Raw genomic sequence first — 13,118 nt, forward strand, 5'->3', positions numbered from 1 at the left:
TCAGCGAGGGATGGCCCATGGTCAAGACGCACGTCTCCACGCACGAGTTGGTCGCCGGGAGGTACCGGCTGCTCGACGTCGTCCACCAGGAGACGAACCGCGTCAGCTGGTACGGCGAGTACGTGGAGGACACCGGGGCGGCGCGACCGTGCCTGGTCACCCGGATCGGGTTGCCCCCCGACCAGGGCGAGGAGAAGGCGCGGCAGGCCGCCGACCGGGTCCTGGGCATGTCGGAGACGATGGCGCGGCTGAGCCCGGGCCGGATCGCCGCGGTCGTCGACGCCCTGGAGGAGGAGGGTTCCCTGTGGACCGTCACCGAGTGGATCGACGGCCTGCCCCTGGGCCAACTCCTCGCGCAGAAGGGGACGTTCAGTCCGGCCAAGGCCGCCGCGATCGGGCTGGAGCTGCTCGACGTGCTGGAGGTCGCGCACGGTGAGGGCATCACCCACGGCGAGCTGAGCCCCGGCCAGGTCTTCGTGCGGGCCCGCGGTCCGCTCGTCCTCACCGGCTTCGGGCTGGCGGGCGCGACCCTCGCCCCGCGCGTGGCGGCCCCGGCGTACGCCTCTCCCGAGCAGGCCCGCAACGACCGGATCGGCCCGGCGGCCGACCTGTGGGCGCTGGGCGCGATCCTCTACACGATGGTCGAGGGCCGGCCGCCCTACCGGGACCGGGACCGGCCCGAGAGCACGCTGAAGAGCGTGGACCGGCTGCCGTTGCGCACCCCGCTGCGCGCGGGCCCGCTCACCGGGACCCTGCAGGGGCTGCTGCGCAAGGAATCCCGGGAGCGGCTGAACCGGACGGTCGTACGCCAAGCCCTCACCCGGGTGCTGGAGGACGACCCGCACGGCGTCCTGCCCGCCCCCAAGCTGAAGCGTGCCTGCGCCGCGGCCCGGCAGATCGGTCCGCACTGGAGCGGCCGGGCCATGGCGGCCGGGACGGTGCTGGCCGTCGTCACCGTGGCGGTCGCCGCCCTCGCCGTGACCCATCAGCTCTCCGACGCCGACGACACGGCGGCGGGCAGCGCGCAGCCCCGGCCGTCCGTGTCCGCCGCGCCGCCCAGCGAGGACGCCGGCGACAGAGAACCCGCGCCGCCGGCTCCGAGCACGCCCCCGACCGCGCCGAGCAGCCCGTCCCCCAGCTCGTCCCCGGACGCCTCCCCCTCCGCGCCGCCCTCGGCCTCCGCCGACGCCCTCCCGGCCGGCTACCGCGTCTACCGCGCGCCCGAGGGTTTCTCGGTCGCCCTGCCGGCCGGCTGGAAGCGGCTGGAGACCGCGCGTGGCGCCGACCAGTCGTTCCGCGTCACCTTCGGGGCGGCCGGCGACCCGCGCACCCTCGCGGTGACCTTCAGCGTGAGCGCCGGGACGGACCCGGTGGCCGTCTGGCGCGACGACGTCGAGCCCAACCTCAAGAAGGACGACGGTTTCCGGCGGCTGGGCGCCATCGAGGCGACGACGTACCAGGGGTACAAGGCCGCCGACATGGAGTGGCTCTTCAAGGCCGACGGCACGCAGGTGCGCACGTTCGGCCGGGGCGTGCTGCTCGGCGGGCACCGCAGCACCTCGCTGCGTTTCACGACGCCCGCCGCGGACTGGGACAAGAGCGCCAACCAGCAGGCCCTGAAGACCTTCCTGCGGACCTTCCGGCCGGGTTCAGCCGCCTGACGGGCCTGACACTCCCGCTGCCGGCAGCGGGGCGCGCTTGAGCCGCAGGGGTCCGGCGTGCAGCGGCCTGGTGGTCCAGTGCGCGGTGAACGTCCGGTCGGCGAGGGCGCACGTCACCCGCAGGCGGTGCGGGGTCTCCAGCAGGGCGAGGTCCACGGCGAGGGTGTCGCCGTCGCTCCATCCGCCGCTCACGGCGAGCGGCAGCGGCTCGTCCGCCACCCGCCACCCGCCCGATCCCAGGGCGGCCCGCAGGCGGTCGCCGTCCTCGACGAGGGTCAGCGTCCAGCCGTCCGCGTCCACGGCGACGGAGGCACCGGTCAGCCCCGGCTGGTCGGCGCAGGCGCCGCCGTACGGGGTGAACTCGGCGCCCGACCACTGATCGGCCCGCTCCGGCGGTGCGGGAGCGCCGGGGGCCGGGGGCAGTGCGAGCCGGGCCAGGCGCTCGGCGAGGGCCGTGTCGGCGTCGTCCCGACCGGTGAGCCGCTCGGGTCCGAAGGCGGGGATCAGGTGCTCCCAGACGAGGTCGAGCAGAGCCTGCATGTCGCCGGTCGCGGCGGTGGTGGCGATCACCGCGTCGTGTTCGGGCAGCACCAGGCAGAACTGGCCGTACGCCCCGTCGCCGCGGTAGCCGTGCCGGGACCGCCAGAACGAGAAGCCGTAGCCCCGGACCCAGTCCCCCTCCGCGCGCTCGCCGTGGCCGGCCGTGGGGATGTGGGAGCGCGTCGCCTCGGCGACCCACTCCGGCGACAGCAGCCGCTTCCCCTCCCAGAGGCCCTCGCCGAGATACAGCAGGCCGAGCCGGGCGAGGGCGTCGGTGGCGGCGTGCAGCCCGCTGAAGCCCAGCTCACGGCCGGTGCGGTCGGTCAGCCAGCCGGTCTCGCCGATGCCGAGCGGGTCCAGCAGCCGGGGCCGCAGATACGCGGTGAGCGTCTGCCCGGTGACCCGCTGCAGGATCGCGGCGAGCGCGTAGGTGGCGGGCTGGTTGTAGGCGAACACGGTCCCCGGGTCGCGCTCGGGCGGCAGCAGCAGGAAGCCCCGGACGAGGTCGTCGGGGTCGAGGGCGCGCGCCCTGTCCAGCGTCTCGGCCTCGTGCCCGCTCGTCATCGACGCCAGGTGCCGTATCCGCATCGCGCGGCTGCGCGGGTCGGTGATGTCCGCCTCGAACTCCGGGAAGTACGACACCACCGGGTCGTCGAGCCCGATCAGTCCCTCGGCGACGGCGAGACCGGCGGCCGTGGCCGTGAAGCTCTTGCTGATCGAGTACAGCAGATGCATGCGGTCGGGGTGGTACGGCGCCCACCAGCCGGAGGCGACCACGTGGTCGTGGCGCAGGATCATGACGCCGTGCGGCTCGACGGCCTCGCAGGCGTCCAGGGCGTCCAGGAAGGCGAGGACGCGGGAGGCGTCGACGCCCTGGGCGGAGGGGGTGCTCGTGGGCAGCGGGCTGACGGTCATACCGGAATCCTCCCCCGGCGGACGGAGGATGATCGACGGCTTTTTTCACGTCACGCGTGGCCCGTTTCCTCCCCAGGCGGCCGGGGACACCCGGCAAAGCATCGCCAACGGGTCCATATAGGCTGCCGGTCTGCACTTTCGCAGTGCCGATCCTACGTCCCGCAGCCCGCAGAGGAGAGTCATCCGTGACCCTGGCGATCGACCTGCCCGAGACGTCCGAGACGTCCCCCGAGACGTCCCCCGCTCCCCTGTCCGACCTGGTCGCGCGTGACGCCCGCGAGTTCGGCGTGTACGCGCGGACCGGCGGGTGGGCCTTCGGCCTGATGGTGGCGCGCAGCGTCCGGCCGGGCGGGCAGAGCGCGGACGAGACGCCGAAGGTGTCGGCGAAGGAGTTCGCCACGCTGGCGGGCTGCTCCCCCGAGCGCGTCATGCGTTACTACAAGGCCTGGGACCGGGCCGCCGACGACGGTCTCGTCCCGCACTTCGAGGAGCTGGCGCCGGGCCAGGAGGTCGAGCTGCCGGACGCCGACGTGTGGCTGACCTTCTACGTCTCGCGCTCCAGCGCCACGTCCGAGCGCGGCACCGCGATCGCGCAGGCCGCCGAGGCCGAGGGCATCCGTCCGACGAAGGCGCTGGAGGTCGCGGAGAACCCCACCGCCCTGCGGGCCGCGATCCTCGCCGACCCCTCGACCGCCCGCGCGGCCCGCGCCGCCCTCCTGGACCGCATCAAGGAGGACCCGGACCTCCAGGCCGAGCTGGCCCGTGACGTCGTACGCACCGACGACCTGAAGAAGGCCGTGGCCACCGAGAGCCGCTCGGCCGACCGCATCGGGTACGTGCGCCAGATCGCCGAGTCCGGCCAGATCAAGACGCCCGCCGGGCAGACCCTCGACGCGCCGGCCGAGCTGCGCCAGGAGGCGGAGCGGCACCTGTCGCTCATCGACGAGCTGAACGACGGCGAGGACGCCGGCGAGTGGGCGACCGATGCCTACGACACGATGAAGAACCTCGTCGTGGAGACCGTGCAGGCCGATCCCGAGCTGCGCGTCCAGGAGCGGCGCACCAAGTTCTACAGCAGCCTCCAGCGGGTGACGAAGGTGTTCGAGGAGCTGACCTTCGACGACGCGCAGGAGTTCTACGAGGACGACATGGTGCAGCAGTTGGAGGACCTCCAGCAGGCGATCGGCACCTGCATCACCGCGCTGCGCGGGGCGCGGGGCGAGGCGTCCGGAGCCGAGTAGCGGTACGCGCGTCGCTGTGGACCCGGCGTCACCGTGTCGTGTGGCGGTACCGGGTCCACAGCGGCAGCACGAACCAGCACAGCGCGTACCAGACGACCACACCGCTGACGAGCCAGGGCACGTAGTCGTCGTGGGTGGCCACGCGCAGGATCAGCAGCAGGGAGGCGGTCATGGTGGCGAGCAGCAGGAGCAGGCCGACGAAGGTCAGCCGGGACGCCCACCGCACGGCCTGCGGCTTCACCCGCCGCCCGGAGACCAGGCGGTGCAGGGAGACGGGGCCGATGAGCGCGCCGGTCGCGCAGGCGCCCAGGACGACGGTCACGATGTAGATGACCTGGTCGGTGTGTCGCAGGTCCGCGTAGCGCGGGGTGAACACCACGGTCAGCAGGAAGCCGAAGAGGATCTGTACGCCCGTCTGGGCGACGCGGATCTCCTGGATGAGCTCCCCCCACATGCGGTCGGCCCGCTCCTCCTCGGTCTCGTCGCGCCCCGATCCTCGCTCGTCCTGGTCCATGCGGCTCGGGTATCCGGGCCGCCGACCGTTCAAACGGCCGCTGCTACCAGCGTCCCTCGACCTGCTCCTTGACACGCCGGTCGTAGAGGTCGCGGACGGCCGCGAGGGTCTCGTCGGAGAGCTCGGGGAGCCTGGCGGCCGCCGCGTTGGCGCGGGCCTGTTCGGGCGAGCGGGCGCCCGGGATCACGGTGGTCACGCCGGGCTGCTGGACGATCCAGCGCAGGGCGAGCTGGGCCGGGGTGTACCCCTCGGGCGCGAGGGCCGCGAACTCGACGGCGGCCTCGACGCCGGTGGCGTAGTCGACGCCGGAGAAGGTCTCGCCCTGGTCGAAGGACTCGCCGTGCCGGTTGTAGGTGCGGTGGTCGTTCTCCGGGAAGACGGTGTCCTTGGTGTACTTGCCGGACAGCAGGCCGGAGGCGAGCGGGACGCGGGCGATGATGCCGACGCCGGCCTCCCGGGCGGCCGGGAGCACCTCGTGCAGGGGCTTCAGGCGGAACGGGTTGAGGATGATCTGCACGCTCGCCACGCCCGGCCGGGCGATCGCGGTGAGGGCCTCGGCGCAGGTCTCCACGCTGACGCCGTACCGCGCGATGCGCTCCTCCGCGACGAGGGTGTCGAGCGCGTCGAAGACCTCGCCACTGGAGTAGACGGGGGTGGGCGGGCAGTGCAACTGCACCAGGTCGATGCGGTCGACGCCGAGGTTGCGGCGGGAACGGTCGTTCCAGGCGCGGAAGTTGTCCAGGACGTAGTTCTCGGGGAGCTGGTCGACCCGGCGGCCCATCTTGGTGGCGACCAGCACGTGCAGGTCGGGCCGGCTGCTCAGGAACGTGGCGATGGTCTGCTCGCTGCGGCCGTCGCCGTAGACGTCGGCGGTGTCGAAGAAGGTCACTCCGGACTCGGCCGCCGCCTCCAGAACCGTCAGGGCCTCCTTGTCGTCGACGTCTCCCCAGTCGGCGCCCAGTTGCCAGGTGCCGAGACCGACGACGGATGCGTGCTGACCAGACCTACCGAATTCGCGCTCGTCCATGAGGCCAGTCTGTCATCCATGGTCACCTGGCGCGGAACGGCCGGCTCCGGTCCCTCACCTGCGCGTCGTCCACCGGCTCTCCCCCGTGCCTAGCCGTCCAGGTGGGCCTGCACGGTCGGGCCGTACCGGTCGACGATGTCCTCGACCGGCATCGCCCGCAGCTCCGGGCCGCGCGCGATGCCGAACATCACGCCGAGGCCTAGCAGGGTGGCGACGGCGAGTTCGGCGCGGGCGCCGGTGTCGGGGCCGGTGAGCCGGGCGGCGAGGCGCTCGGTGACCTGGGTGCGGAAGTTGGCGCGCAGTATCTCGCCGTGGTCGCCGTGCAGGGGCGCGAACGCGATCCGCAGCACGGGGTCGGTGCCGCGCTCGCGCTGGCTGACCACCACGTGCCGGACCATGTGCCGGCCCAGTTCCGGCAGCGGGGCGGCCAGCAGGGCGTCGGCGTCCTCCTCGAAGGACATGACGCGCGCGAACAGGGCGTCCTTGTTGCCGAAGTACTTCACGACCAGCGGCGCGCTCACCCCGGCGCGCTCCGCGACGGCCTTGAGGGTGATGTCGGCGTGCGCCTGGCGGGCGAGCAGGTACCGGGCGGCCCGCAGGATGGCGGTCTTGGTCGCCCCGGCGTCGCGGCGCGCGGGGGCCGCAGGCCTGCTCGCGGCAGCGGCATCAGTGTCGGTGCCGACATCGGCGTCGGCCTCGGGGGATGTGGTCATGGCACTCATGCTCCCTCCATCGCCCCGTCGTTCACCGGCCGGGTGCCGCCCCGGAACGGTCGCGGGTCCTCGGGCTCGGCGTCGCCGGGGATGGTGAGCGCCACCGCGCACGCGGCCAGGGCCACCGCGCCTGCGATGCCGAAGGCCAGCAGGTAGCCGTGCAGCGTCGGCACCGGGGCTCCGTCGACGAGGCTGGTGTGGTGGACGAGGACGGCGGCCACGGCGGCGCTGGAGACGGCCTGGCCGATCGTGCGCATCAGGACGTTGACGCCGTTCGCCGAGGCGGTCTGCCCGGGCGGGACGGCGCGCAGGATCAGCGAGGGCAGCGCCGAGTAGGCGAGGGTGGTGCCGGTCGCCACGACGGTCGCCCCCACCATGATCATCCACAGTTGGTGGCTGTCGGCGACGCGCACGGCGTACCCCGAGGCGATGACGGCGGCGCCCAGGGCGAGGGTGACGCGGGGGCCGCGCGCCTCGGAGATACGGGCGGAGACGGGTGAGAACAGCAGCATGGTGATGCCGCCGGGCAGCAGGCACAGGCCGGTCTGGACGATGGACAGCCCGAGCCCGTAGCCGCTCGCCTCGGGCGCCTGCACCAACTGGGCGGTCACCAACGAGTTGGCGTAGAACGCGAAGCCGGTCAGGAGCGCGGCCACGTGGGACAGGCCCACCCGTGGCCGGGACACCAACCGCAGGTCCACCAGGGGCTGTCGGGAGCGCAACTGCTGCCGCCACCACAGGCCCAGGACGACCACGGCGCCGAGGAACAGACCGATGATCCGGGCGCTCCCCCACCCCCACTGGCCGCCCTGCGACACGGCGAGGAGCAGGCAGATCAGCCCGGCGGCCAGCCCGAGCGCCCCCGTCACGTCGAACCCGCCGGGCTCGCGCACGGGCGACTCCGGCACCGCCCACCGGATCAGCGCGACCCCGGTCGCGCCCAGGGCGGCGGTCACCCAGAACATCACGTGCCAGTTCGCGTACTGCACGACCACGGCCGCCGCCGGCAGCCCCAGCGCGGCGCCGATGCCGACGGTGGAGCTCATCAGCGCCACGGCGGATCCCCGGCGTTCGGGGGGCAGTTCGTCGCGCAGGATGCTGATGGAGAGCGGGACGACGGAGACCGCGGCGCCCTGCAGGGCGCGGGCCGCGATCAGTACGCCGATGTCGGAGGTGAGGGCGCAGATCACCGAGCCGACGGCCATGAGGGCGAACGACAGGAGCAGCACCCGCCGCTTGCCGTACATGTCACCGGCGCGGCCGAGGACCGGGGTGAGGACCGCGCCGGACAGCAGCGAGGCGGTCACCATCCAGGAGACCGCGCCGGGCGAGGCACCGGTCAGCCGGGGCAGGTCGGGCAGGAGCGGGACGACGACGGTCTGCATGACCGCCATGAGGATGCCGCAGTACGCCAGGACCGGGATGGTGAGCCGGGCCCGCAGACCGGCGTTTCCACTGGTCGGGGCGGGTATCGGAGCGGGCGACTCCACGGGACTCCAGCGGCTTGCATGAAAGTAACATGAGGTGAATGACAATTCACCGTAGCAGTGAATTGCCATTCACCCAAGGTTGGCCCGGCTACCTGCGGGAGGAGGCCGGCGTCCGCGTGCCGCGCGCCAGCTTCGGGCCCAGCCAGCGCTTGAACCGGCGCAGGGCCTCCAGCCGCCCGGCGGCCTTGTCGAGCCGGTAGTACAACTGCGGCGGGACGTACGGCAGCAGGGGCGAGTGCCGCTGTCCGAGCAGGGCGAACATCTGCTCCGGGGGGAGGTGGATGTAGCGGGTGAGGTTCTCGTACCACTGGGCGCTGTAGTGGGCGGCGCTCTGCGGGGAGAGCAGGGCGGACCTGCGTTCCTGTTCGTAGCGAGCGAGGGCCGCCGGAAGGTCGGCGCTGTCGCGCAGGGCGTCGGCGAGGGCGACGGCGTCCTCCAGGGCGAGGGTGGTGCCGGCGCCGATCGAGTAGTGGGTGGTGTGCGCGGCGTCGCCGAGGAGGACGAGATTGTCGCGGTACCAGGTGCGGTTGGTGAGCGTGCGGAAGGTCAGCCACTGGGCGCTGCCGACGGCGGACGCGCGGCCGATCAGGGGGTGGCCGTCGAGGATGTGCGCGAAGAGCTTCTCCAGGTCGGCGAGGCCGTCGCCGTCGCCCGCCCGGTCGAGGCCGAGCCCGGCGAGGGTCTCGGGGGCGCACTCGATGACGCAGGTGCTCTGCTCGGAGCTGAAGGGGTAGCCGTAGCACCAGATCCAGCCGTGCTCGGTCTCCACGAAGGCGAAGGTGAAGGAGTCGAAGACCTTGGTGGTGCCGAGCCAGACGTAGGAGTTGCGGCCCGGTGCGAGGTCGGCGCCGAAGTCGTCGGCCTGGTGGGTGCGCAGGGCGCTGTGGACGCCGTCGCCGGCCACGACGAGGTCGGCGTCCGGCAGGTTCTCGGCGGTGATCTCGCTCTCGAACTCCAGCCGTACGCCGAGTGCGCGGGCCCGTGCGGCGAGGATCTCCAGCAGCTTGTGCCGGCCGATGCCGTGCCCTTCGTCGCCGGGCTGACGGATCGCCAGATCCCTTACGTGGGCGACGCCTTCGTTCCAGCGGACGGAGCTCTCGTCGATCGCGCGCGCCGACTCGGGGTCGCAGGCGTGGAGTTTGTCGAGGAGCCCCTGCCAGTACGTGACGCCCCAGCCGTAGGTCGAGCCCTCCGGGTCGCGCTCGTGGACGGTGATGTCGTGGGACGGGTCCTGCCGCTTGAGCAGGATCGAGAGATACAGGCCGGCGGGCCCGCCGCCGACACAGGCGACCTTCACGCGCACCCCTAGGAATTACTGGACGTGGTGGATTGACGACGCAGAGTAGCAGGGCGCGACGCCCGTCGACTGACGCCCCACCTGCCCGATCGCACCAGTTTTCCCAGGTGAGCCACACCACCGACGGCACACCGGCGCACGAAGGTCCACCGAAAGAAGCGCTCCCAGGGCAAGGAATTGCCCCTTCCGCCTCACGCGGACGCCCAGTTGGCCGACCAGGCGACCGGGGTCTCCCCCAACGATCCGGCGTTCTGGCCGCACCACGCCCACACGGCCCACTACACCTGCGACGCCTTCGACGCCTGATCAGGCGTCGACGCTGCGGCACTCCGGGTGACCCCAGCCCTGCGCGTTCTTGGCGATCTCCTCGCCGGCCGCGTAACCACGGCCGCACACGCAGCGGCCGGGGAACTTGGCCTTCAGCGTGCGGGACGACGAACCGCCGCCGCGCCGGGGGGACTTGACGCCCGAGAAGCGGGCCGACTTCGGCTTCGGGGTGTCCGGTGAGGCCGGGGGCTCCGGGGAGCCGTGGTCGCTGCCCGCCGTCTGCTGGACGATCGCCGCCTGGCTGGCGGCGCGGTCGGCGAAGTCGTTGAGCGGGTCGCCGTCGACCTGGTGGGCGGGCACGTAGCGGAAGTCGACTGCGCGGCCGTCGAGCAGTTCGTCGATACGGACGACCAGCTCCCGGTTGGCGACCGGCTTGCCGGCGGACGTCTTCCAGCCGTTGCGCTTCCAGCCGGGCAGCCAGGTGGTGACGGCCTTCATGGCGTACTGCGAGTCCATCCGGACCTCGAGCGGCACGGCCGGGTCGGTCGACGCCAACAGGCGTTCCAGCGCGGTGAGTTCGGCGACGTTGTTGGTGGCCTTGCCGAGCGGCCCCGCCTCCCAGCGGGCCGGGGCCTCCGTGTCGTCCGCGACCACCCACGCCCAGCCCGCCGGTCCCGGGTTTCCCTTCGAAGCCCCGTCGCACGCGGCCACCACTCGTTCACGCATGCGCACGATCATGCCACGGCCGGGCCGGACGCCCGGCCCGGCGTCAGGACTCCGTCGGCTAGGACACGTCCTTGGTCTGCGGCATGTCGCCCTCGGTGGTGGTGACGTCGATCACCGAGAAGTTCGCGCCCTGCGGGTCGCTGATCGCGGCGAACCGGCCGAACGGGGTGTCCATCGGGCCGAAGCGCAGGACGCCGCCGAGCTTGGTGGCCTTGGCCACGGCGTCGTCGCAGTTGTCGACGGTGAAGTAGACGTTGACGTACGACGGCACCTCGGGCGGGAACTCCTCCGTCATCTTCATGCGGCCCAGGACCATGTCGCCGCCGACCTCGAACAGCCGGAAGTCGACCTTGTCGTCCTGCATCTGCTTCGCCGTGTACGGGAACACGGCCGGCAGGAACGTGTCCGTCTTCGCCGGTTCACGGGTGAAGACCTCGGCCCAGCAGTACGCGCCGGGCTGCTCGGGCGACGCCTCGAAGCCCTCGTGGACGCCCGCCTGCCATACGCCGAAGACGGCGCCGCTGGGCTCGCGGGCCAGGCACATCGTGCCGAACTCGCCTACCTGCATCGGCTCCATCAGCACCTCACCGCCGTTCTCACGGATCTTGGCGGCGGTGGCGGCGGCGTCCGGGGAGGCGAAGTACAGGCACCACTGCGACTGGCCCTCCTGGCCGGGCATCGGCGGGACGACCGCGGCGACCGCCTTGCCGTCGACGAAGGCCTGTGTGTAGTTCCCGTACTCCGACGACGCCTCGCCGAAGGTCCAGCCCAGGACGTCGCCGTAGAAGCTCTTGGCGCCCTCCAGGTCGCTGAACATCGCGTCGGCCCAACAAGGGGCTCCCTCTGGTCGTACGGCCATGACGACGGCCCTCCCGATGAGATGGATTGTCCGGTTCCTCACGCTAGTCACCCGGCGGTCGACTCGCCCGCCGAACACGGAAGTCACCGAGAGTTACTCATGGGCGCAACGGCGCGTGGGAGCACATGGCGGGAGTGTTGGCACACACGCGGCGCCGTCCGCCCCATCCGGCAGGTTTGCACCTCCAGGGCGCGAAACCGCCCCCTTCACGCCGTACCCACCCGTCACTCAGGGTGTTTGGCTGGTGCCGCGGATCACCGTACCGATCTTCACGACCCGTCCGCTCAGCTCCGCGCACCTTCCTGGAGGGAACGTGTCCACACCGGACAGCGCCACCGGTCCCGCTCTCGACGAACCCGAACCCGGCCCTTCCGCCGCCGCCTCCACCGACGGGCAGCTCACCAGTCTCAGCACCCGGGCGGCCCGTCAGCTCGCCACGACCCACAAGTCCGAACCGCAGATGCAGGCCATCAGCTCGCGCTGGCTGCTGCGGATGCTGCCCTGGGTGGACATCAAGGGCGGCGCCTACCGTGTCAACCGGCGGCTCCAACTGCGGGTCGGCCGGGGCCGGGTGCAGTTCGAGCAGAACGGCGGGGACGACGTCCGGGTCATCCCGGAGACCCTCACCGAGCTGCCCGTGCTGCGCGGCTACTCCGACAACGGCGCCCTCGCGGAGCTCTCCGCCCGCTTCCGGGTGCGGGAGGTCCGGGCCGGTCAGGTCGTCTTCGAGGCCGGGCAGCCGGTGACGGAGGCGTACCTCGTCGTGCACGGCCGGTTCGCCCGCTTCACCGCCGGCAAGTACGGCGAGGAGGAGATCGTCGGGGTCGTCTCCGGCGGCGACCAGCTCGGCGACGAGGCCGTCGGGCAGGACGACCCGCTGTGGCTGAGCTCGGTGCGCGCGGAGACCTCGGGCGTGCTGCTGGCGCTGCCGTGGGACGTGCTGCGGGAGTTCATGGGGCGGGTGCCGTCCCTCGCGGCCCATCTGGAGGCCTACGCGGCACGGCAGCGGCTGCCGATGAACCGCAAGGGCGAGGCCGACCTGCCGCTACAAGCCGGCCACACCGGAGAGCCGACGCTCTCGACGGGCTTCGTCGACTACGAACTCTCGCCGCGCGAGTACGAGTTGTCGCTGACCCAGACCGTGCTGAAGGTCCACACCCGGGTCGCCGACCTCTACAACCACCCGATGAACCAGACCGAGCAGCAACTCCGGCTGACCGTCGAGGAGATCCGCGAACGGCAGGAGTGGGAGCTGGTCAACAACCGGGAGTTCGGGCTGCTGCACAACGCCGACTACTCCCAGCGCGTCAGCACGTTCACCGGCCCGCCGACGCCGGACGACATGGACGAGCTGCTGTCGATGCGGCGCAGGACCAAGCTGTTCCTCGCCCATCCCAAGGCGATCGCGGCCTTCTTCCGGCAGTGCAACCGGCGTGGTCTGGTGCCCGGCACGGCCACCGTCGAGGGGCACGAGATCCCGGCCTGGCGCGGGGTGCCGATCTTCCCGTGCAACAAGATCCCGATCAGCCCGCAGCACACCAGCAGCATCCTCGCGCTGCGCACCGGCGAGGCCGACCAGGGGGTCGTCGGCCTGTACCAGACGGGCATCCCGGAGGAGTTCCAACCCGGCCTGAACGTACGGTTCATGGGGGTCGACGCCAACTCGATCATCCGCTACCTCGTGACCGCGTACTACTCGATGGCCGTCCTCGTGCCGGACGCGGCCGGAGTCCTGGAGAACGTCCAGGTCGGCCGGACGGCCGAGTGAGGACGGGCCGAGTGAGGACGGGCCGAGTGAGGACGGGCCGAGTACGGGCGGGTCGAGTACGGGCGGGTCGAGTACGGGCGGGTCGAGTGCGGGCGGGGAG

At 72.3% G+C, this 13,118-nt stretch carries 12 protein-coding genes; 4 read left to right on the forward strand and 8 right to left on the reverse strand.

What is annotated here, in order from left to right; genetic code table 11:
• The first annotated feature begins 17 nt into the window (after positions 1-17).
• On the forward strand, positions 18-1,661 hold the full coding sequence (locus OG352_RS01460) for a serine/threonine protein kinase (protein WP_329213455.1): 1,644 nt from the start codon (positions 18-20) through the stop codon (positions 1,659-1,661).
• Here the strand turns inward: OG352_RS01460 and OG352_RS01465 are convergent.
• Positions 1,650-3,116, reverse strand: a complete 1,467-nt coding sequence (locus tag OG352_RS01465) for a serine hydrolase domain-containing protein (protein WP_329213457.1) — start codon at positions 3,114-3,116, stop codon at positions 1,650-1,652. The two genes, OG352_RS01460 and OG352_RS01465, sit on opposite strands and share 12 nt — an antisense overlap.
• A 185-nt stretch (positions 3,117-3,301) precedes the next feature.
• On the opposite strand from OG352_RS01465, the gene OG352_RS01470 reads away from it, so the two are divergent.
• Positions 3,302-4,357 (forward strand): hypothetical protein, encoded by a 1,056-nt coding sequence (locus OG352_RS01470; RefSeq protein ID WP_329213459.1) that lies wholly within the window; start codon positions 3,302-3,304, stop codon positions 4,355-4,357.
• 28 nt (positions 4,358-4,385) lie between these two features.
• Here OG352_RS01470 and OG352_RS01475 read toward each other — a convergent pair whose 3' ends face one another.
• The 5 genes from OG352_RS01475 to OG352_RS01495 all read right to left on the reverse strand — a co-directional run bounded on the left by OG352_RS01475 (position 4,386) and on the right by OG352_RS01495 (position 9,398).
• The gene (locus OG352_RS01475; RefSeq protein ID WP_329213462.1) at positions 4,386-4,871 is read right to left on the reverse strand and encodes a DUF6328 family protein; all 486 of its coding nucleotides are present in this window, start codon (positions 4,869-4,871) and stop codon (positions 4,386-4,388) included.
• 43 nt (positions 4,872-4,914) lie between these two features.
• Positions 4,915-5,898 (reverse strand): aldo/keto reductase, encoded by a 984-nt coding sequence (locus tag OG352_RS01480; protein ID WP_329213464.1) that lies wholly within the window; start codon positions 5,896-5,898, stop codon positions 4,915-4,917.
• An 89-nt stretch (positions 5,899-5,987) separates the two neighbouring features.
• On the reverse strand, positions 5,988-6,611 hold the full coding sequence (locus OG352_RS01485) for a TetR/AcrR family transcriptional regulator (protein WP_443072127.1): 624 nt from the start codon (positions 6,609-6,611) through the stop codon (positions 5,988-5,990).
• A 5-nt stretch (positions 6,612-6,616) separates the two neighbouring features.
• Entirely contained in the window at positions 6,617-8,101 is a 1,485-nt protein-coding gene (locus tag OG352_RS01490) for an MFS transporter (protein ID WP_329213468.1), read from the reverse strand.
• A gap of 88 nt (positions 8,102-8,189) precedes the next feature.
• The gene (locus tag OG352_RS01495; RefSeq protein ID WP_329213470.1) at positions 8,190-9,398 is read right to left on the reverse strand and encodes an FAD-dependent monooxygenase; all 1,209 of its coding nucleotides are present in this window, start codon (positions 9,396-9,398) and stop codon (positions 8,190-8,192) included.
• Positions 9,399-9,575: 177 nt separating this feature from the next.
• Here OG352_RS01495 and OG352_RS01500 point away from each other — a divergent pair, with 177 nt between their 5' ends.
• Entirely contained in the window at positions 9,576-9,704 is a 129-nt protein-coding gene (locus OG352_RS01500) for a hypothetical protein (RefSeq protein WP_329213473.1), read from the forward strand.
• Here the strand turns inward: OG352_RS01500 and OG352_RS01505 are convergent, their stop codons facing one another.
• Together OG352_RS01505 and OG352_RS01510 are read right to left on the reverse strand one after the other, a co-directional pair.
• Positions 9,705-10,403, reverse strand: a complete 699-nt coding sequence (locus OG352_RS01505; protein WP_329213475.1) for a ribonuclease H family protein — start codon at positions 10,401-10,403, stop codon at positions 9,705-9,707.
• A gap of 46 nt (positions 10,404-10,449) precedes the next feature.
• Positions 10,450-11,250 carry a VOC family protein gene (locus OG352_RS01510; protein WP_329213477.1) on the reverse strand — a complete coding sequence of 267 codons (801 nt, stop codon included), beginning with the start codon at positions 11,248-11,250 and terminating at the stop codon, positions 10,450-10,452.
• 313 nt (positions 11,251-11,563) lie between these two features.
• On the opposite strand from OG352_RS01510, the gene OG352_RS01515 reads away from it, so the two are divergent.
• The gene (locus OG352_RS01515) at positions 11,564-13,018 is read left to right on the forward strand and encodes a family 2B encapsulin nanocompartment shell protein (protein ID WP_329213479.1); all 1,455 of its coding nucleotides are present in this window, start codon (positions 11,564-11,566) and stop codon (positions 13,016-13,018) included.
• Positions 13,019-13,118 lie beyond the last annotated feature (100 nt).

The sequence above is a fragment of the Streptomyces sp. NBC_01485 genome, from assembly GCF_036227125.1.
Classification (GTDB): domain Bacteria; phylum Actinomycetota; class Actinomycetes; order Streptomycetales; family Streptomycetaceae; genus Streptomyces.